This window comes from Phenylobacterium sp. (assembly GCF_031984885.1).
Lineage (GTDB): Bacteria > Pseudomonadota > Alphaproteobacteria > Caulobacterales > Caulobacteraceae > Phenylobacterium.
Genome location: NZ_DAMABV010000020.1, coordinates 37,867 through 56,720, shown reverse-complemented (window position 1 = coordinate 56,720; position 18,854 = coordinate 37,867). Strand labels below are relative to the sequence as shown.

Here is an 18,854-nt window from a genome sequence, read left to right as displayed (position 1 = left end):
TCGTGGTCTTGGTGTTTCAAAATCCGCCGAGCAGCTTGCGCCAGCCGCTGCCGGAAAAAACGGTGTCATGCCGGTTTGCGCCGCAAGCCCCGGCTCGGCCGCCCCCAATCCGCTATCGGCGCCTTTCTGCGACGCTCCGGCGCAAAACCTGCCGATCACGGGTTTGCCGGCGCGCCCTGCCGATCAGAGCTTGCCGCGGATGCGCGGCCCCTGCGAGGCCATCAGCGCCAGCGCCCACTCGTCGGGCAGCAGCTTCACCCCCGCGGCGATGGCCTTGTTCGGCGCCCCGGGCACGCAGATCGGGCGGTTGGCCTCGGCCGCCTCGTAGCCCGCGGCCGCGACCTCGTCGGCGCCCAGCCACATCCATGGCGGCGCGGCCCGGCTGATCTGCTCGCGGGTGTCGTTGACGTCGTGGAACTCCGAATAGGTGAAGCCGGGGCAGAGCGCGGTCACGTGCACGCCCTTGTCCAGGGTCTCCAGGTGCAGGCTCTGCGAGGCCTTGATCAGATAGCTCTTCACCGCGCCGTAGAGCGTCGCCCCCGGCGAGCCGGGGATCAGTCCGGCCAGGGAGGCGACATTGACGATCCGCCCGAAGCGGCGCTCGGTCATGCCCGTCAGCACCCGGTAGGCGAGCTCGGTCGGCGCGGTCAGCATCACCCGCAGGAAGGCCTCGTGGGTCTCCCAGGACGAGTCGAGGAAGGCCCCCGGCACGCCGTAGCCGGCGTTGTTGACCAGGACGTCGGTGGAGCGGCCGTGCGCGGCCAGGTGGTCGAGGATCAGGCCCGGCGCGTCGGGATCGGCCAGGTCGGCGGCGAAGGTCAGGGTCTCGACCCCGTGCCGGAGGCGGATCTCCTCGGCCAGCCGTTCCAGGCGATCGGTCCTGCGGGCGGTCAGGGCCACGTCGTAGCCGTGGCTGGCGTAGATCCTGGCGAAGGCCGCGCCGATCCCGGCCGAGGCTCCCGTCACCAGCGCCAATCTGCGGTCCATCTGCGCCCCTCGCCTGCAAACCTGCGCCCGAAGGTGGGCAAAGCCCGCCGAAGGTCAAGCCGCCGCCGCAACCGGCCGCCGGTTCGGCCGCCAGCGTCAGGGTGACGCGGCCACGTCGCGATTGTACGGTCGCCGGATTGGGTGTATCGCGCCCGCCGCGACGGCGCCCCTGCCGCCGGAGGGAACCCATCTTCCTGTTCCCGGAGACCTTGGATGGCTGACCCAGCCGGCGCCGCTCCCAACGCGGCGGAGGAGTCGCACAATCCCCACAAGGGAGAGGGCTTCTGGGCGCTTGTCCTGAGCTCGGTGGGCGTCGTGTTCGGCGACATCGGGACCAGCCCGCTCTACGCCATGAGGGTCGCCCTGGCCCGCACCCCGGCCACCGGCGAGGCGGCGGAATACGCCGTCCTGGGCGTCGTCTCGCTGATCACCTGGGCGCTGATCCTGATCGTCACGGTCAAGTACGTCTTCTTCCTGATGCGGGCCGACAACAAGGGCGAAGGCGGCACCCTCGCCCTGATGGCGCTGGCCCAGCGCGCGCTCGGCCGCCGCTCGCCCATCGTCTTCTTCCTGGGGGTGATCGGCGCGGCCCTGTTCTACGGCGACGGCGTGCTGACCCCGGCGGTCTCGGTGCTCAGCGCCGTCGAGGGCCTCAAGCAGGCCCCCGGTTTCGGGGCGACGCTCACCCCGTTCGTGCTGCCGATCTCGGCCGCCATCCTGGTGGCCCTGTTCATGGTGCAGTCCCACGGCACCGCCAGCGTCGGCAAGTTCTTCGGCCCGATCACCGCGATCTGGTTCCTGACCCTGGCCGCGCTCGGCCTGATGCACATCTCCGACGACTTCTCCATCGTCCGCGGGCTCTCGCCGCACTACGGCCTGATGCTGCTGGCCAGCAACGGCTGGCTGGGCTTCTTCATCCTCGGCGGGGTGTTCCTGGCGGTGACCGGGGCCGAGGCGCTCTACGCCGACATGGGCCATTTCGGCAAAGGCCCGCTGCGGACGGCCTGGCTGCTGCTGGTGCTGCCGGCCCTGCTGCTCAACTATTTCGGCCAGGGGGCGCTGGTGCTCGCCCACCCCGAGGCGCGCGGCAACCCGTTCTTCGCGATGATCCCGCAGATCGCCTACTGGCCGGTGCTGCTGCTGGCCACCTCGGCCACGATCATCGCCAGCCAGGCGGTGATCACCGGCGCCTTCTCGGTCACCCAGCAGGCGGTCCAGCTCGGCCTGCTGCCGCGGCTCGACATCCGGCGCACCTCCGAGACCCAGGCCGGGCAGATCTTCGTGCCGCAGGTGAACATCTACATGATGATCGGCGTGCTGATCCTGCTGTTCATGTTCCGCACCTCCGACAACCTGGCCGCCGCCTACGGGATCGCGGTGACCGGGGCGATGCTGGTCGACACCTTCCTGTTCTTCGCCATCATCCGCTTCATGTGGAAGCGCCCGCTCTGGCAGGCGGTCCTGGCCGCCAGCTTCTTCGGCGTGATCGACCTGGTGTTCGTCGGCGCGAACATGCTGAAGATCCCCGACGGAGCCTGGGCGCCGCTGGTGCTGGGCGCGGGCCTGGTGCTGATCATGTGGACCTGGACGCGGGGCGCCCAGATCCTCGCCGACAAGACCCACCGCGACTCCGTGCCCCTGGTCGACCTGTCGGAGATCCTCAAGGCCCGCGCCCCGCACCGGGCGCCCGGCACCGCGATCTTCCTGACCTCGGACCCCGACATCGCGCCGGTCGCCCTGATGCACAACCTCAAGCACAACAAGGTTCTGCACGAGAAGAACATCATCCTGACCGTGGTCACCGCCGAGACGCCGCGGGTGCGCGAGAACGACCGCATCCGCATCGAGCCGGTCAACGACGACTTCACGAAGGTGTTCATCTCCTACGGCTTCATGGAGAGCCCGAACCTGCCCAAGGCGCTGGGCCTGTGCCGCAAGCTCGGCCTGAAGTTCGACATCATGGCCACCAGCTTCTTCCTGGGCCGGCGCTCGATCATCCCCTCGGCCCAGTCGGGCATGCCGCTCTGGCAGGACAAGATCTTCATCTTCCTCATGAAGAACGCCGCCAACCCGACCGACTTCTACAAGATACCCCCCGGCCGCGTGGTCGAGCTGGGCACCCAGGTGAGCGTCTAGATGAGTTTTCTGAGTATCGCCGCGGACGTCCTCTGGATCCTGGCCCTGTCGATCATGGCCGGCGGCGCGCGGGCCGCCTGGCGGCGGATGGACGCAGACACCCTGGTGCCGATGCAGGGCCGCTGGCGGCTGCCGCGCAACGCCGCCCTGGTGCTGCCGGTGGTCCTGGCCTTCCTGCTGGGCATGGTCCTGCTCTGGGGCCACCGCAGCACCGGCGATCTCTCCTACAGCGTCATCTTCTTCGGCCTGCGCGCCACCCTGGCGGCGATCGTCGCCATGCTGCACCTGCAATGGCTGAAGGGCGCGCTGGCGACCCTGGAGGCCGAGGGCGCGCTGAAGTCCTAAGGCAGCGGGATCTCGTAGCTGCGCTTGACGGTCTCCATCGGCACGTCGGTCTTGACGCTCTGGACGCTGGGGATGCGCGTCAGGTGGTCGGCCTGGAAGCGCCAGTAGCTGTTGAGGTCGGCGGTCACGATCCGCAGCAGGGCGTCGCACTCGCCGGTGGTCAGGTAGCACTCGACCACCTCGGGAAACCGGCGCACGGCCTCGGCGAACTGGTTGGTGACCTCGGCGTCCTGGGTCTTGAACCAGACCCGCGCGAAGACGGTCAGGCCGACCCCCAGCTTGGCCGCGTCGAGCACCGCCACATAGCGCTCGATCACCCCCGCCTCCTCCAGCAGCCGCACCCGGCGCAGGCAGGGCGAGGGCGACAGGCCCACCTCCCGCGCCAGCTCGATATTCTGCATGCGGCCGTCGCGTTGCAGGGCGCGCAGGATGCGCCGATCGATCGCGTCGAGCTTCATTGGCGCCAGGCGCCCCTTTCCAAGGCCGTCATGAAATCTGGCGCCAATATCGCGATCAATCTTGGTGTCTTTGCAATCCAATTGTTTTGATCTTGGCGTAGGGTGCCGTCCATGAGCACGAAACCCCCCATCAAGAAAGTCGTCCTGGCCTATTCGGGCGGGCTCGACACCTCCATCATCCTCAAGTGGCTGCAGACGGAGTACGGGGCGGAGGTCGTGACCTTCACCGCCGACCTCGGCCAGGGCGAGGAGATCGAGCCGGCGCGCGCCAAGGCGCTGGCCGCCGGCGTGAAGCCCGAGAACATCTTCATCGAGGACGTGCGCGAGGAGTTCGTGCGCGACTTCGTGTTCCCGATGTTCCGCGCCAACACCGTCTATGAGGGCCAGTACCTGCTCGGCACCTCGATCGCCCGGCCGCTGATCGCCAAGCGCCAGATCGAGATCGCCCGCCAGACCGGCGCCGACGCCGTCAGCCACGGCGCCACCGGCAAGGGCAACGACCAGGTCCGCTTCGAGCTCGGCTACTACGCCCTGGAGCCGGACATCCACGTCATCGCCCCCTGGCGCGAGTGGGACTTCAAGTCCCGCGAGGCGCTGCTGGACTTCGCCGAGAAGCACCAGATCCAGATCACCAAGGACAAGCGCGGCGAGGCGCCGTTCAGCGTCGACGCCAACCTGCTGCACTCCTCGTCCGAGGGTAAGGTGCTGGAGGACCCGGCGCTCGAGGCCCCCGAGTTCGTGCACATGCGCACCATCTCGCCCGAGGACGCGCCCGACACGCCGACCGTCTTCACCATGGACTTCGAGAACGGCGACCCCGTCGCCATCGACGGCGTGAAGATGAGCCCGGCCACCCTGCTGACCAGGCTCAACCAGCTCGGCCACGACAACGGCGTCGGCCGCCTCGACCTGGTCGAGAACCGCTTCGTCGGCATGAAGTCGCGCGGCGTCTACGAGACCCCCGGCGGGACCATCCTGCTGGCCGCCCACCGCGGCATCGAGAGCATCACCCTCGACCGCGGCTCGATGCACCTGAAGGACGAGCTGATGCCGAAATACGCATCGCTCATCTACAACGGCTTCTGGTTCTCGCCCGAGCGCGAGATGCTGCAGGCGGCCATCGACCTGTCGCAGAAGCTGGTCACCGGCCAGGTCCGCGTGAAGCTCTACAAGGGCAACGTCACGGTCATCGGCCGCACCAGCCCCTATTCGCTGTACGACCAGGACCTGGTCACCTTCGAAGAGGGCAAGGTCGCCTACGACCACCGCGACGCGGCCGGCTTCATCAAGCTCAACGCCCTGCGCCTGCGCGTCGCCGCCAGGCGCGACCAGCGCGGCTGAGCCTCGCCTCCTCGTCCCCGGGCCTGTCCCGGGGACCCGCCCGCGCCGGCCGTTCATTCCCCGCAGTCATCCCGGTTTGCGCAGCAAGACCGGGATGGCACCTGTTTTTTCCGGTGGCGTTTGGCGCAAGCTGCTCGGCGGAAACACCAAGATCACGAAGGACACGAAGAGCACGAAGGCGCCGTGGGGGTGGCGGGCGTCGTGCGAGGGGTGGAGTGCGCCTTTGGCGCGTTTGTCGCGGGTCTCCTCCCCGTGTCATCCCGGAAAGCCCGCAGGGCTTGTCCGGGACCCATTGACGCCGCGCCTGACGAATGAGGCGCCGCCCGCCCCAAAGCTCAACTGACTTGATGACATCGGCGCGGGGAAAACCCTTCAGCCGTCGACCTTGTTGTACGGATACTGGTCGCGGATCTCGTAGGCGAAGAACCTGCCCTTCGAGTCCGCGTCCAGGAAGCTGCGATGCACCTCGCCGGGCACGCCGACATAGACGTAGCGGTCGCCGTCGTTGAACGTGACGAACAGCTTGGCGCGGTGCGGATCATAGGAAATCTCGTGGATCGCTTCGGAGTCGACCTGCATGGCGGGGCCTCCAATCTTCCGTGGACACCCCTAAACGCGCAGAACCGGCGAAAGAGTTCCCCGGCAAGCTGGGCCGTGCCAAGCTCCCCTCCTTAGAACGGCCGCGTCCGCCGGCCGCGATCAAGGGGGAAACATGCAACCGCACAGCTATGTGGCGCTGGTCACCATCGCCGCGCTTCTGACCTATTTCTGGATGGGCCTGCGGGTCGGCCAGGCCCGCGCCAAGAGCGGCGTCGCCGCGCCCGCCAGGACCGGCGACCCCATCCTGGAGCGGCATATCCGCGTCCACTACAACACCTTGGAATGGCTGCCGATCTTCCTGGTCGCCCTGTGGCTGTTCGCCATCTACTGGAACGACCTGGTCGCCGCCGCGCTCGGCCTGGTCTGGATCCTCGGCCGGACCCTCTACGCGCTGGGCTATGTGGCCGACCCGAAGAAGCGCGAGGCCGGGTTCATGATCCAACTGGCCGCCGCGGCCATCCTGCTGTTCGGCGCGGCCGGGCGGATCATCTGGACCCTGGCCACGGTCGGGGCCTGAGGTCCGAAGGGGCGCGGTCTCGGCCGCACTCGGTTCCCCCCATTCATGGGGGAGGGTATTTTCTCTATGGTCCGTCATGGCCGGGCCGCCAGGTCCCGGCCATCCATAGACGCCGAGCCTTGCCGCAAATCGTCGGCGCGTATGGATCCCCGGCACGCCTAAGCGGCCGGGGATGACGATCGCAGGCGGCGGGCGACGGCGCCATATGCGATCGTCCTGCGCTTCCCCGGAGAGGCGTTGGGGATTACCTCGGGGCGGCGTCAGCACTTCCACCTTCCTCCCGCCCCCCGAGCTCCCATGGACCTGCCGGTCGATCCCGCCCGCTACGCCGCCTTCCTGGGCGTGATGGCCGTCATGGCCGTGACGCCTGGGCCGGCCAACCTGTTCGCGATCGCCACCGGGGCGCAGAAGGGCAAGGCCGCCGCCCTGGTCGGCGTGGCCGGGATGAACACCGCCACCCTGGTCTGGTTCGGGGCCGCGGCCCTCGGGCTCGGCGCCCTGATCCTGGCCTTCCCGCAGGTCTTCCACCTGCTGGCCTACGCCGGGGCCGGCTACATCGCCTGGCTGGGCCTGAAATCGCTGCTGGGCGCCTTCGCCAAGCACGCCGAGCCGGGCCACGGCGCCTTCAGGCAAGGCAAGTCGGCCTATCTCGACGGCTTCACGGTGCAGATCGCCAATCCCAAGGCGGTGCTGTTCTTCACCGCCGTCCTGCCGCCGTTCCTGGATCCGGCCCGGCCGCTGCCGGCCCAGTTGGCCGCCTTCGCCTGCGCCACCCTCGCCCTGGATATCCTGGCCATGAGCGCCTACGGCCTGGGCGGCGCGGCCCTGGCCGCCAGGATGACGCAGCCCCGCTTCGCCCGGGGGTTCGCCGTGGCCGTCGGGCTGCTTCTGCTCGCCGCCGCCGTGCTGATGGCGCGAAAGGCTGGCGGAGCTTAACAAGCGCAACCATAATTAGGCCCAGGTGTTTTCTTCTGGTGCGCCACCTTCCCCGAGGGACGGGGAACTTCGGGTCCGAATGTCATGTCACGTAAATCCGCCGCCATCGTCGCCAGCCTGGCCCTCACGGCCCTGCTCAGCGCCTGCACCACCGCCACGCCTTACCAGCCGAACGTGCCGGGCCAGAGCGTCCAGGGCGGCTATTCCGAGCAGCAGCTCGAGGCCGACCGCTTCCGGGTCACCTTCGCCGGCAACAGCCTGACCTCGCGCGAGACCGTCGAGGGCTACCTGCTCTACCGGGCCGCCGAGCTGACGGTGCAGCAGGGCTACGACTGGTTCTCGATCGTCGACCGCAACACCGAGGCCGACCGCCGCACCTATATCGACCGCGATCCGTTCTACAGCCCCTGGTACGGGCCGAGCTACGGCTACTGGCGCCCCTACTGGCGCTACTATGGCGGCCCGTACGGCTGGCGGACCTGGGACCCCTATTTCGGCGACCCCTTCTGGTCGAACAGCGTCGACGTCCGCACGGTGACCAAGTTCGAGGCCAGCGCCGAGATCGTCATGCGCCGCGGCGCCAAGCCGGCCGACGATCCGCGCGCCTTCGACGCCCGGGCGGTGATGAGCAACCTCGGCCCGCGGGTCCTGCGCCCGGCCGCCTAGAAGGCGGCCGGTCAGCCGGCCTTCCGCGCCGCCGCCTCCGTCCAGTCGTCCAGCGCGCCCAGGGGGCCTGGACGGCCGATGGCGTAGCCCTGGACCTCGGCGCAGGCCTCGCTGCGCAGGAATTCCAGTTGCTCCAGGGTCTCGACCCCTTCGGCGGTGACCGGGATGTCCAGGCTGCGGCCCAGGCCCAGCACCGCCTTGACGATCGCCGTGGCGCGGTCGTGCTTGTGGATGTTCTCCACGAAGCTCTTGTCGATCTTGATCTTGTCGAACGGGAACGACTGCAGGGTCGAGAGCGAGGAGAACCCGGTGCCGAAGTCGTCCATGGCGATCCTCACGCCCAGCGCCTTCAGCCGGCGCAGGTTGTCCAGCGCCCGCTGATAGTCCTTGAAGAGGGCGGTCTCGGTGATCTCCAGCTCCAGCCGCCGCGGGGCCAGGCCCGTCTCCAGCAGCACCTCGTGCACCACCGCCGCCAGGTTCGCCTGGTGCAGTTGCACCGGCGACAGGTTGACCGCGATGCGCAGCGGCTTGTCCCAGGCCGCGGCGTCGGCGCAGGCCTGGCGCAGCACCCATTCGCCCAGCGGCAGGATCAGCCCGCTTTCCTCGGCGACCGGGATGAAGTCCATCGGCGCGACCATGCCGCGGACCGGGTGCATCCAGCGGACCAGGGCCTCGAAGCCGCAGACCTCGCCGTCCTGGGCCCTGGCCAGCGGCTGATAGTGCAGCACCAGCTCCTCGGCGGCGATGGCCTGGCGCAGCTCGCGCGCCAGGGCGCGGCGCTCGCGGATCGACTCGTCCATCTCGCGCTTGAAGAAGCGGTAGCCGCCGCGGCCGTCCTCCTTGGCGCGGTAGAGCGCCATGTCGGCGTTGGCCAGCAGGGCCTCGCCCGTGCCGCCGTCGTCCGGATAGAGGCTGACCCCCAGGCTGGCGCCGACCTGCAGCTCCTGGTCGGCATAGGCGACCGGCGCGCTCAGCACCTCCAGCAGGTCGGCGCAGAGCTCGGCGGCCGCCCCCGGCTGGTCGTCCGCGCCGATCTGCACCACCACGAACTCGTCGCCGCCCAGCCGCGCGGCGAAGGCCGGGGCGCTCACCGCCTGCTGCAGGCGGCGGGCGGTCTCGGTCAGGATCGCGTCGCCGGCCAGGTGGCCGTGCAGGTCGTTGGCTTCCTTGAAGTGGTCCAGGTCGATGCAGATCACCGACAGGCTCTCGCCGGTCAGCTTGATCCGGTCGAGCGCCTGGGCCAGGCGCGCCTGCATCATGTTGCGGTTGGCCAAGCCGGTCAGGCCGTCGTGTTCGGCCAGGTAGCGGATCTTCTCCTCTCCTCGGCCGAGCGGCGCTCGCGCAGGTCGCGGATCGCCAGCACCATCAGGTCCCCGGACGCGGCGTCGCCCCGCCGCGCCTCCAGCAGGCGGCCGAAGGCTTCGACCGGGATGTCCTCGCCGCCGTCGCGCGGCCGCAGGCGGCCCTCGCGCCGCGCGTCCAGGGCCGCGCCCGCGCCGTCCAGGATCAGCAGGTCGCCCAGGCGCTGGCCGATCAGCTCGCCGACCTCGGCCCCCGCCAGGGCGCAGAAGGCGGCGTTGGCGTCCTGGATGCGCTCGCCGCGCACCACGACGATGCCTTCATAGGCCGCGTCGGCCAGGCGGCGGGTGCGGCTGAGCGCCTGGGCGTTGGCCCCGCCCTCGATCAGGACCGCGCCCAGCCCGCCCAGGATGATCAGGCTGACGATCAGCGCCACGGCCAGGGTCATCATCACCGAGGACAGCAGTTGGGCCGGCACGTCGATCGAGGCGTCCGGGACGATGGTGATCGCGCCCATGCCGGCGAAGTGCAGGCTGCAGATCGAGACGGTCAGCAGCAGGCCGGCCAGCAGTTGCTGCGACAGGCGGCCGGCGTCGCGCGCGGCGAACATCGCCGCCAGCGCCACCCCGACCCCGACCACGACCGACGCCGCGACGATCCCGAGGTCCCAGCTCAGCACGCCCTCGGTCACATAGGCGCCCATGCCCGTATAGTGCATCGCCCCGACGCCGAGGCCGGCCAGTAGCCCGCCGGCGACCTTGCCGGCCCGGCCGGACGCGAACGCCGCGGCCGCGAACGCCGCGGCCATGAACAGGCCCGCGATCAGCAGCGAGACCAGCGTCCCCAGCGGCATGAAGCCCGCACGCAGCCCCGTGTCGTAGGACAGCATGGCGATGAAGTGGGTGGCCCAGACCGAACAGCCCGCGACCAGCCCGGTCAGCAGCACCCAGGCTGCACGTACTCCGTGCCCGGAGGCGGTTCGCATCCTTGAATATAGACGGAAGGCGGTGAAACAACCACCGAAGCAGACGAGTCCAGCGACAACAACCAGGCGCAGATCATGCTCCGTCGCCAGGCACGTTAAGACTTTGAACACTTTAAATAGAGCCCCGGCGGGTGAAGACAGGCGCCGTTTCTAGGGAATGGGGGTAAAGAAACATCTCATTTGCTCAAGAAAGCCTCAAGCGGCCGCCGCGGCGCGCCAGCCGAGCCCGACCGCGCTCACCGCCGGCATGGCGCGCAGCCGCTCCACCAGATGCCCGGCGCCGTCCGCCCCCAGGCCCGCCGTCTCGATCCGGATCGAGGTTCGCGCCGTGCCCTGCACGGCCTCCAGGACCAGGATCTGCGCGCCCTGCACCGCGAAGGGGCCGAGCACCCGCAGCAGGATGTCGGTCTCGGGACGGGCCTCGATAAGGAAGGTGCGCCGCTCAACCACGTTTGACTTCCCCGCGGCGATAGGCCCGCGCCAGCAGCAGCCGGCCGGCCTCGTCGAAGGCCCGCAGCGACAGCGCCGCCGCGGCCGCTTCCGTGGCCCAGATCAGTTCGCAGGCCGGCGCGGTGCGGGGCCAGGCGAGGTCCAGCGCCTGCTCGACGGCGAACAGCGCCTCCAGGCCGCCGTCCGCCGCCAGCGTGGCCTCCAGCCGCGCCGTCTGCTCCAGCAGGGCTTCGTGGGCCAGCGCGTCGGCGAACCGGCGGGCGGCCTGTCCCGCGCTGGCGGGATCGGAGGGGAGAAGTTCCATCGTGGTCAGTCCTTTCAGGTGTGAGGGACCGACGGAGCGCGCAACAAAAAACCCCGCTGCCTGTTCGGGAGCGGGGTTCCTGATCTTGCGATCCGTCGGCGGTGTCTTAAGTCGCGCGCGTTCGCCCCGTCCCGATGGTGGGGGTAATAATCATCATCATGGTGGTTTTGGACGCGCAGGCGGCCGCACGCGCGGCGACGCGCGCGTTCTTCAGGCCGGCAGGGTCGAAAGCCAGGATCATCGCCGCGACCTATAGCCCACGCCCGGCGCCAAGCGCAACTCGCCGGCCTTACGGCGGCGCCATGATCCAGAAAGCAAAAAGCGGCCCCGAAGGACCGCTTTGATGTCGCTTCAACTCCCCGGAGGGAAATTGGAGCGGGCGAAGAGATTCGAACTCTCGACCCCAACCTTGGCAAGGTTGTGCTCTACCACTGAGCTACGCCCGCGTTCCGAAGCAACTCGGTTTCCCGCGCCGCCCCAAAATCGAGAGCGGGCTTATGGCAGAGCGCCCGCAGGTTGGCAACACCCCTCTCAACCAAATTTCGGACTCTTCAGCCGACGCTTGTTCACGTGGTCCTTCGGGGCCTCGGCGACCTCCTCCGGGAACTCCCCGCGGAAGTAGTAGCGCTGCCAGGCTTCCTTGGTCGCGTCGGGGTCGGCGCGGAAGATGCGCTTGTTGAACTCGCTGCGGTGCTTTTCCCAGGTGTCGTACTGTTCGCGCAGCTCGGGATTGCGGTCCATGCCGCGAATCACCGGCTGGAACTCGGCCAGTTCGCGGTCCTTGGTCAGGGTGATGAAGCAGAAGGGCTCGCCCTTCTCGAAGCGCACGCGCCCGGGCCGCGTGAAGATCCAGTTCATCGTGAACGGGAACGGCAGCCACTCGGTCTCGACCAGGCCGGCCAGCGGCTGGACGCCGTCCTTGACGTGGTTGGGCGGGCCCTGGGCGATCATCGACCAGCCCGGCGGGGTCTTGAACAGGTAGCCGGGGTGGAAGGTCATCACCCCATGGCTGAAGTGGCTCTTCACGAAGTTGTGGAAGTCGGGGTGCGGCCGGTCGGCGATGAGCTTGATGTCCTCCTGCATCACCCCGCCGTTCCACTCGGCGGTGAACGCCATCGGGCAGAGGATCTCCCAGCCGGTGGTGTTGGCCATGGTCAGCGGCAGGCAGCGATAGGGGTGGCGCTCGGCGAAGCGGTCCATCCAGGCGCGCTGCGGCCGTCCCGGCACGATTTCCGGCGGCCGCTCGGCGGTGGGATAGCACTCGAGCTCCATGGGCTCCTCCAGCTTCATGTCCTTGCGACTGCTCTAGACCCGCGGACGGCGCGCCGCTAGCCGCCGCCATCGGCCATGCGCTAAGCAGGCGCCATGAAGACCCGTTCGGACCTCATCGCCTTCTTCGACGCGCACGGCGTCGACCACCACACCACCGACCATGCGGCCGTGTTCCGGGTCGGCGAGGGCGAGGGGATCAAGGACGACATCCCCGGCGCCCACACCAAGAACCTGTTCCTCAAGGACGCCAAGGGCCGGCTGTGGCTGATCTCGGCCAAGGACGACACGGCCATCGACCTCAAGCGCCTGCATACGGTGATCGGCTCGGCCCGGCTGTCGTTCGGCCCCGCCGAACTGATGGAGCAGGTGCTGGGCGTCGCCCCGGGCTCGGTGACCGCCTTCGCCCTGGTCAACGACGTCGACCGCCAGGTGACCTTCGTGCTCGACCGCCATCTGGCGCAGGCCGAGCGGGTCAACTTCCACCCGATGACCAACACCGCCACCACCGGCGTCTCGCGCGCCGGCTTCGCCAGGTTCCTGCAGGCGCTGGGGATCGCCCCCCTGGTCGTCGACTTCGCGGCCATGGCCGTGGTCGAGGACGCCTAAAGCCCCGTTGAAGCCGCGGCCCTTAGGGACCATTTTAGCGCCCGGACGCGTTACGTCCCGACAACCCCCGTTCTGGAAGACCCCTCATGAGCCTGATCGGCGAGACCCAGCCCCAAGCCGCCGCCGGCGACCTGATCAAGGACGGCACGGACGCCAGCTTCGTCGCCGACGTCATCGAAGCGTCGAAGGAGACGCCGGTCATCGTCGACTTCTGGGCCACCTGGTGCGGCCCCTGCCGCCAGCTCGGCCCGTCGATCGAGAAGAACGTCCTGGCCGCCAAGGGCAAGGTCAAGCTGGTCAAGATCGACATCGACGCCAATCCCCAGTTCGCCGGCCAGTTGCGCGTGCAGTCGATCCCGGCCGTGTTCGCCTTCGTCGGCGGCCGCCCGGTCGACGGCTTCATGGGCGCCCTGCCCGACAGCCAGGTGAAGCAGTTCGTCGACCGCATCGCCGGCCAGGCCCCGGCCAACGCCGCCGACGAGCTGCTGGCCATGGCCAAGGAGTCGCTGGACGTCGGCGACGTCGGCGGCGCGGCCCAGGCCTACGCCCAGGTGCTGCAGGCCGAGCCCGACAACCTCAAGGCCATCGGCGGCCTGGCCCGCTGCTACCTGGCCGGCGGCGACGCCGAGCGCGCGGCCGAGATCGCCGCCATGGCCCCGGAAGGCGCCAGGGACCCCGACCTCGACAGCGTCCGCGCCGCCCTGGCCCTGGCCGAGGAAGGCCCCGGCGAGACCGGCGAGTTCGAACAGCGCCTGGCCAGGGACGCCGGCGACCACGAGGCCCGCTACGAGATCGCCAAGGCCCTGGCCGCCCGCGGCGCCTGGGGCGAGGCCTCCGACCATCTGCTGACCATCATCGAGGCCGACCGCGCCTGGAACGACGAGGCCGCGCGCAAGCAGTTGCTGACCATCTTCGAGGCCGCCGGTTCCGGCTCCGACATCACCCGCGCCGGGCGCCGCCGGCTTTCATCCATCCTGTTCTCATGAGGAAGGGCCGTGTCATGCCGGCCGCTGTTTTCCGTAGAGCTTCAGACCTGCCGCAGGTGATCCCGGTGTTTCCGCTGGACGGCGCGTTGCTGCTGCCCGGCGGGGACCTGCCGCTGCAGATCTTCGAGCCGCGCTACCTGAACATGATCGACGACGTCATGGCGGGCGACCGCATGATCGGCATGGTCCAGACGCGGGCCGGCGGCGACCGCACGCGGCCGAACCTGGCCAGCGTCGCCTGCGCGGGCCGGGTCACCAGCTTCTCGGAGACCTCCGACGGCCGCTACCTGATCGCCCTGACCGGGATCTGCCGGTTCCTGGTCGGCGAGGAGCTGTCGGTGGCCACCCCCTATCGCCAGGTCCGCGCCGACTTCCAGCCCTTCGCCGACGACCTCAGCGTCGAGGCCGCCGCCATCCCCGCCTTCGACCGCCGCCGGTTCGCCGGGGCGCTGAAGCGCTACCTGAACCGCCGCGAGCTCGACATCGACTGGGAGACCGCCGAGTCCGCGCCGCTGGAAAGCCTGGTCACCTCGCTGTCCATGGGCCTGCCCTTCGAGCCCGCCGAGAAGCAGGCCCTGCTGGAAGCCCCCACCATCGCCGACCGCTGCGACGCCCTCACCGCCCTGCTGGAGATCGACAGCCTCGAGCCGGACGATGACGGACCGCAGTCGATCCAGTAGAAGCGCCCCATGACCGACGCCCTCGCCCCGCTCTCCCTGACCGCTGAGGTCGATCCGCGCCTGCTGGAAATCCTGGTGTGCCCCGTCACCCACGGGCCGCTGGTCTATGACCGCCAGGCCCACGAGCTGATCAGCAACGGCGCCAAGCTCGCCTACCCGATCCGCGACGGCGTGCCGATCATGCTGCCCGAAGAGGCGCGGACGATCGACTGACGCCTCGGTGTCATCCCGGTTTCGGCGCAGCCGACGGCCGGGACCCGTGAACACCCGATCCATCGGAAGCCGGCTCAGCCTCACCCCGTCCTGCGCCCCGCCCAGAGGGGGAGGATCCGGTTGCTACAGCGCCTCGCCCCGCAGCAGCCGCGGCAGGTCGCCTGTGGCCCCGCCCGCGTCCTCCATGAAGAACCGCCGCGCCGGGCCGATGCGGTTGACCGCCGCCATGCCGACCCCGCGGGCCAGCCGCAGCACCGGATTGTCGTTCGAGAACAGCCGCGTGAACACGTCGGTCGCCGCCGCCAGCATCACCGTGTCGAAGCTGCGCCAGCGGGCGTAGCGCTCCAGCACCAGTTCCGAGCCGATGTCCTCGCCCAGCCGGGCGGCCTCGACCAGCACCTGGGCCAGGGCCGCCGCGCCCTTGAGGCCGAGGTTCAGCCCCTGGCCGGCGATCGGGTGGATGCCATGGGCGGCGTCGCCCAGCAGCACCGCCCGCGGCGCGGTCAGCCGCTCGGCGAGCTGCAGCGACAGCGGATAGGTGAAGACGTTCCCGTCCAGGGTCGCGGCGCCCAGGAACTCGCCGAACCGGCGTTGCAGGTGGGCGTGGAAGGCCTGCGGCGAGGCGGCCTTCAGCGCCGCCGCCTTCGGCCGGCTCTCGGTCCAGACCAGGCTGGCGCGATCGTCGGTCAGCGGCAGGATCGCGAATGGCCCGCCGGGCAGGAAATATTCGTGCGCCACGCCCTCGTGGCCGCGCGCCAGCCGCACCGTGGCGACCACGCCGGTCTGCGGATAGTCCCAGCCGGTCACGCCGATCCCGGTCGCCTTGCGCACCACCGAGCCGCGGCCCTCGGCGCCCACCACCAGCGGCGCGCGCAGGGTCCGGCCATCCTCCAGCGTCACCGCCGCCGCGCCGCTTTCGAACACGACGCCGGCCACCTTGGCCGGGGCCTCGACCCGGATCTTCGCCCGCGCCACCCCGGCGGCCAGGGCCGCGCGCGTGCGGCGGTTCTCCAGCATGTAGCCCAGCGGCTCGCCCTCGGACCGCTCGGCGATCTCGGCGGAATCGAAGCGCAGGTAGAAGGGCGAGGGCTTGCGCGCCGCCGCCCCCGGCGAGAAGCCGTCGGTGACCAGGATCTGCTCGATGCGCTGGGCGTAGGGCTCGATCTCGCCCGCCAGGCCCAGGGTCCGCCACTGGCGGAACGAGGCGTAGGCGATCGCCGAGGCGCGGCCGTCGAAGGTCGGCGCCACCTGGTCGTCGAACGCCACCGGGTCGATCAGCAGCGGCTCCAGTCCCGCGCTCTTCAGCGCCAGCGCCAAGGTCGCCCCCGCCATCCCGGCGCCGGCGATGATCACGTCCGCATCGAAGGTCTCAGCCATGGCCGCGATATGCCGACGAATGACCCCTCGCGTCCAGGCCGAACCCGGCGTCTATCGCGTCAAGGCCGACCGCTCTTCGGGGTCGAGGACGCCGTCGCCGTTGCGGTCCGCCGCCTCGAACCGCCCGGCCAGCGCGCGGTTGAACACCTGGGCGCTCAGCGGCGCGCTGACCGCGCCCTCCGGGGCCGGCGGCTGTTCGGCCGGGTCGAGCACCATGTCGCCGTTCCGGTCCAGGCCGGCGAACACCCGCATCGCGCCGGACCTGTAGGCGTCCAGGTCCACGCGCCCCTCCATCCTCGCCTCGGCATAGGCGAAGGCCCGGGCGCTCACCTGGTCCAGCCCGGGGACCGACCTGGCCGCGGCCGGGGCGGCCTCGCCGTCGGCCGACCCGCCGGCGAACTCCGGCTGGCGCTGGCAGCCGCCCAGGGCCAAGCAGCCCGACAACAGCAGTACGGCGACGCTTCGATACATGCGAACCCTTTCGCTCGATGGATAGGAGCCCGCTCGCGCCCGCCAGGCAATAGCCGGCGGCGCCTCGCCGCCCTTTCCCGCAGCGAAGCTCGGGCCTATGCCTAATGATCCGCCGCCGACTGGAGCGCCCATGCCCTTCTCCGCCGACGACCGCGCCCTGCTGCTGTCCGTGAAGGGCGTCGGGCCGACCGTGATCGCCCGCCTGGAACAGGTCGGCGTCGAGGACCTCGCCGACCTCGCCGGCCGCGACGCCGACGCGATCTGCCTGGCGGCCGCGGCCCTGGTCGGCTCGACCTGCTGGCGCAACAGCCCCCAGGCCAGGGGCGCGATCGCCGCCGCCATCGCCGCGGCCCAGGCCCGGCAGGCGCAGCAGGCCAGCAGGGAGCGAGCATCCGGGGGCGCGCAATGAAGAACGTGATCGTCTACCTCGTGGGGCCTCCTGGCGTCGGCAAGTACACGGTCGGCAAGCTCGTCGCGGAACGCCTCTCGGCCAAGCTCCTGGACAACCACTTCTGGAGCAATCCGATCTTCGAGGTGGTCGAGCCTGACGGGGGCCCCTTGCCGGCGGGCGTGTGGGACAGGGCCGACGACGTCCTGTCGGCGGTGCTGGAGACCGTCGCGCGCTTCGGCCCGGCCGAGCGCAACTATGTCTTCACCCATGCGGTCTCGGACCCGGGCGGCCATCCCATCGACTGGATCATGGCCGGGCGGCTCCTGTGGGTCGCCGAGCGGCGGCGGGCGAGCCTGCTCGTGGTCCGTCTCGCGTGCGGGCAGGAGCAGCTTCGGGAACGGATCTCCAACGAGGAGCGTCGCCGCCGGTTCAAGACCACGGACGCCGGGCAGGCCGCTTCGCTGGCCTCCCTCGCCCCCTTCCCGATCAACCACGACTGGGTTCTGGACCTGGACACCAGCGGCCTCGGCCCGGCCGATACGGCCGATCGGATCGAAGGGGAGCTGCTGTCCCGCCTGCATCCGTAGGTCGGGGTCCGGCCGCGGCCTTCCGTCCCGCCAATGTTTTTTGGACGCGTTCGTCCATTTTACCCATTGCGTCGGTCCGCAGGTCGCCCTACCTGGGCTAGATTGGACTGCTGCGTCCATTTTTGGATTTTTCAGGCGCTCTCACATGGCGGTTTTGCCCAAGAAGCTCGTCCCCCTCGCCGTCGGCGGGGCTGTCGCGGTCGGCCTGCTGGTCGGCGGCGGCGCCTGGTGGATGAACAAGCAGAAGTACGAAGCCACCGACAACGCCTTCATCCAGGCCGACAAGGTCACCGTCGCGCCGCAGGTCGACGGCTACGTCGCCGAGGTGCTGGTGACCGACAACCAGCACGTCCAGGCCGGCCAGGTGCTGGTGCGGCTCGACACCGCGCCGCTGAAGGCCGCCCTCGCCCAGGCCGAGGCCAACGCCGCCGCCCTGGAGGCCGCCGTCCGCGCCGTCGACGACAAGGCCCGCCTCGAACAGGCGATGATCGCCCAGAAGGCCGCGGGCGTGGCCTCGGCCCATGCCGAATCCCAGCTCGCCCAGGCCGAACTGGCCCGCTACGGGACGCTGGCCGGCCAGGGCTGGGTTTCGCCCCAGCGCGAACAGTCGGCCCGCGCCGCCGCCGGCCAGGCCAGCGCCGGCGTCGCCCAGGCCAAGGCCACCCTGGAGGCCGAACGCCGCGCCGCCGAGAGCCTCGGCTCGGCCCGCGCACAGACCGTCGCCCAGGCCCAGGCGGCCCGCGCCGCCGTCGAGAAGGCCCGCATCGACCTCGACCGCGCCGAGATCAAGGCCCCGGCCACCGGCGTCGTCGGGGCCCGCGCCGTGCGCACCGGCCAGTACGTGCGTCCCGGCTCCTCGCTGATGACCGTGGTGCCGCTGGGCGAGGCCTATGTGGTCGCCAACTTCAAGGAGACCCAGGTCGCCCGCCTGAAGATCGGCCAGCCGGTCACCATCCACGCCGACGCCTTCGGCAAGCAGCAGATCAAGGGCCGCGTCGACAGCTTCGCCCCCGCGACCGGCTCGGAATTCGCCCTGATCCCGGTCGAGAACGCGGTCGGCAACTTCACCAAGATCGCCCAGCGCCTGCCGGTGAAGATCGTCGTCGACAAGCAGTCGCCCCTGGCCGGCGCCCTGCGCCCCGGCCTCTCGGTCGAGGTCAAGGTCGACGTCACCGCCGACACCGGCCCCAGCTTCGCCGAAGCCGCGCCCTCGGCCGAATACGCCCGGCGCGGCGTCGCGCGCTAAG

At 70.1% G+C, this 18,854-nt stretch carries 22 protein-coding genes, 1 tRNA gene and 1 pseudogene; 13 read left to right on the top strand and 11 right to left on the bottom strand.

What is annotated here, in order from left to right:
• Window positions 1-183: 183 nt before the first annotated feature.
• Complete coding sequence (locus tag RTL41_RS19735) at window positions 184-987, bottom strand: SDR family oxidoreductase (protein ID WP_312166951.1); 804 nt, start codon at window positions 985-987, stop codon at window positions 184-186.
• Window positions 988-1,200: 213 nt separating this feature from the next.
• On the opposite strand from RTL41_RS19735, the gene RTL41_RS19730 reads away from it, so the two are divergent.
• Window positions 1,201-3,123 carry a potassium transporter Kup gene (locus RTL41_RS19730; protein ID WP_312166950.1) on the top strand — a complete coding sequence of 641 codons (1,923 nt, stop codon included), beginning with the start codon at window positions 1,201-1,203 and terminating at the stop codon, window positions 3,121-3,123.
• Complete coding sequence (locus RTL41_RS19725) at window positions 3,124-3,468, top strand: hypothetical protein (protein ID WP_312166949.1); 345 nt, start codon at window positions 3,124-3,126, stop codon at window positions 3,466-3,468.
• On the opposite strand, the gene RTL41_RS19720 is transcribed toward RTL41_RS19725, so the two are convergent.
• Window positions 3,465-3,926 (bottom strand): Lrp/AsnC family transcriptional regulator, encoded by a 462-nt coding sequence (locus tag RTL41_RS19720; RefSeq protein WP_312166948.1) that lies wholly within the window; start codon window positions 3,924-3,926, stop codon window positions 3,465-3,467. The two genes, RTL41_RS19725 and RTL41_RS19720, sit on opposite strands and share 4 nt — an antisense overlap.
• A 111-nt stretch (window positions 3,927-4,037) precedes the next feature.
• Here RTL41_RS19720 and RTL41_RS19715 point away from each other — a divergent pair, with 111 nt between their 5' ends.
• Window positions 4,038-5,267, top strand: coding sequence for an argininosuccinate synthase (locus tag RTL41_RS19715; protein WP_312166947.1), 1,230 nt, complete (start codon window positions 4,038-4,040; stop codon window positions 5,265-5,267).
• Window positions 5,268-5,639: 372 nt separating this feature from the next.
• Here the strand turns inward: RTL41_RS19715 and RTL41_RS19710 are convergent, their stop codons facing one another.
• Window positions 5,640-5,846, bottom strand: a complete 207-nt coding sequence (locus RTL41_RS19710) for a KTSC domain-containing protein (RefSeq protein ID WP_312166946.1) — start codon at window positions 5,844-5,846, stop codon at window positions 5,640-5,642.
• Between the two features lie 133 nt (window positions 5,847-5,979).
• On the opposite strand from RTL41_RS19710, the gene RTL41_RS19705 reads away from it, so the two are divergent.
• The 3 genes from RTL41_RS19705 (at window position 5,980) to RTL41_RS19695 (ending at window position 7,986) form a co-directional block, all read left to right on the top strand.
• Complete coding sequence (locus tag RTL41_RS19705; protein ID WP_312166945.1) at window positions 5,980-6,384, top strand: MAPEG family protein; 405 nt, start codon at window positions 5,980-5,982, stop codon at window positions 6,382-6,384.
• Window positions 6,385-6,681: 297 nt separating this feature from the next.
• The gene (locus RTL41_RS19700) at window positions 6,682-7,320 is read left to right on the top strand and encodes a LysE family translocator (RefSeq protein ID WP_312166944.1); all 639 of its coding nucleotides are present in this window, start codon (window positions 6,682-6,684) and stop codon (window positions 7,318-7,320) included.
• Between the two features lie 84 nt (window positions 7,321-7,404).
• The gene (locus RTL41_RS19695; RefSeq protein WP_312166943.1) at window positions 7,405-7,986 is read left to right on the top strand and encodes a CC0125/CC1285 family lipoprotein; all 582 of its coding nucleotides are present in this window, start codon (window positions 7,405-7,407) and stop codon (window positions 7,984-7,986) included.
• A gap of 11 nt (window positions 7,987-7,997) precedes the next feature.
• Here the strand turns inward: RTL41_RS19695 and RTL41_RS19690 are convergent.
• From RTL41_RS19690 to RTL41_RS19665, 6 genes and pseudogenes are all read right to left on the bottom strand, one after another.
• A pseudogene (locus RTL41_RS19690) lies at window positions 7,998-10,381 on the bottom strand (EAL domain-containing protein).
• Between the two features lie 84 nt (window positions 10,382-10,465).
• A complete protein-coding gene (locus tag RTL41_RS19685; protein WP_312166942.1) occupies window positions 10,466-10,720 on the bottom strand; it encodes a hypothetical protein in 255 nt (84 codons plus the stop codon).
• Window positions 10,713-11,024, bottom strand: a complete 312-nt coding sequence (locus tag RTL41_RS19680) for a hypothetical protein (protein WP_312166941.1) — start codon at window positions 11,022-11,024, stop codon at window positions 10,713-10,715. The genes RTL41_RS19685 and RTL41_RS19680 overlap by 8 nt, the downstream gene beginning before the upstream one ends.
• Before the next feature lie 106 nt (window positions 11,025-11,130).
• On the bottom strand, window positions 11,131-11,265 hold the full coding sequence (locus RTL41_RS19675; protein WP_312166940.1) for a hypothetical protein: 135 nt from the start codon (window positions 11,263-11,265) through the stop codon (window positions 11,131-11,133).
• 130 nt (window positions 11,266-11,395) lie between these two features.
• Window positions 11,396-11,470: transfer RNA gene (locus tag RTL41_RS19670), tRNA-Gly, on the bottom strand.
• A gap of 85 nt (window positions 11,471-11,555) precedes the next feature.
• Window positions 11,556-12,296: a DUF6065 family protein gene (locus RTL41_RS19665; RefSeq protein ID WP_312166939.1), complete on the bottom strand. Its 741-nt coding sequence runs from the start codon at window positions 12,294-12,296 to the stop codon at window positions 11,556-11,558.
• Between the two features lie 93 nt (window positions 12,297-12,389).
• On the opposite strand from RTL41_RS19665, the gene RTL41_RS19660 reads away from it, so the two are divergent.
• The 4 genes from RTL41_RS19660 to RTL41_RS19645 all read left to right on the top strand — a co-directional run bounded on the left by RTL41_RS19660 (window position 12,390) and on the right by RTL41_RS19645 (window position 14,781).
• A complete protein-coding gene (locus RTL41_RS19660; protein ID WP_312166938.1) occupies window positions 12,390-12,902 on the top strand; it encodes a prolyl-tRNA synthetase associated domain-containing protein in 513 nt (170 codons plus the stop codon).
• An 86-nt stretch (window positions 12,903-12,988) separates the two neighbouring features.
• A complete protein-coding gene (locus RTL41_RS19655) occupies window positions 12,989-13,888 on the top strand; it encodes a co-chaperone YbbN (protein ID WP_312166937.1) in 900 nt (299 codons plus the stop codon).
• Window positions 13,889-13,902: 14 nt separating this feature from the next.
• Window positions 13,903-14,568 (top strand): LON peptidase substrate-binding domain-containing protein, encoded by a 666-nt coding sequence (locus RTL41_RS19650; protein WP_312166936.1) that lies wholly within the window; start codon window positions 13,903-13,905, stop codon window positions 14,566-14,568.
• A 9-nt stretch (window positions 14,569-14,577) separates the two neighbouring features.
• Entirely contained in the window at window positions 14,578-14,781 is a 204-nt protein-coding gene (locus RTL41_RS19645) for a Trm112 family protein (RefSeq protein WP_312166935.1), read from the top strand.
• A 123-nt stretch (window positions 14,782-14,904) separates the two neighbouring features.
• On the opposite strand, the gene RTL41_RS19640 is transcribed toward RTL41_RS19645, so the two are convergent.
• Together RTL41_RS19640 and RTL41_RS19635 are read right to left on the bottom strand one after the other, a co-directional pair.
• Window positions 14,905-16,158, bottom strand: a complete 1,254-nt coding sequence (locus RTL41_RS19640; protein ID WP_312166934.1) for a UbiH/UbiF/VisC/COQ6 family ubiquinone biosynthesis hydroxylase — start codon at window positions 16,156-16,158, stop codon at window positions 14,905-14,907.
• A 51-nt stretch (window positions 16,159-16,209) separates the two neighbouring features.
• Entirely contained in the window at window positions 16,210-16,629 is a 420-nt protein-coding gene (locus tag RTL41_RS19635; protein WP_312166933.1) for a hypothetical protein, read from the bottom strand.
• A 130-nt stretch (window positions 16,630-16,759) separates the two neighbouring features.
• On the opposite strand from RTL41_RS19635, the gene RTL41_RS19630 reads away from it, so the two are divergent.
• The 3 genes from RTL41_RS19630 to RTL41_RS19620 all read left to right on the top strand — a co-directional run bounded on the left by RTL41_RS19630 (window position 16,760) and on the right by RTL41_RS19620 (window position 18,853).
• A complete protein-coding gene (locus RTL41_RS19630) occupies window positions 16,760-17,038 on the top strand; it encodes a helix-hairpin-helix domain-containing protein (RefSeq protein ID WP_312166932.1) in 279 nt (92 codons plus the stop codon).
• Window positions 17,035-17,607 carry an AAA family ATPase gene (locus tag RTL41_RS19625; protein WP_312166931.1) on the top strand — a complete coding sequence of 191 codons (573 nt, stop codon included), beginning with the start codon at window positions 17,035-17,037 and terminating at the stop codon, window positions 17,605-17,607. The genes RTL41_RS19630 and RTL41_RS19625 overlap by 4 nt, the downstream gene beginning before the upstream one ends.
• 145 nt (window positions 17,608-17,752) lie before the next feature.
• Window positions 17,753-18,853 carry an HlyD family secretion protein gene (locus tag RTL41_RS19620; protein ID WP_312166930.1) on the top strand — a complete coding sequence of 367 codons (1,101 nt, stop codon included), beginning with the start codon at window positions 17,753-17,755 and terminating at the stop codon, window positions 18,851-18,853.
• Window position 18,854: the final 1 nt, after the last annotated feature.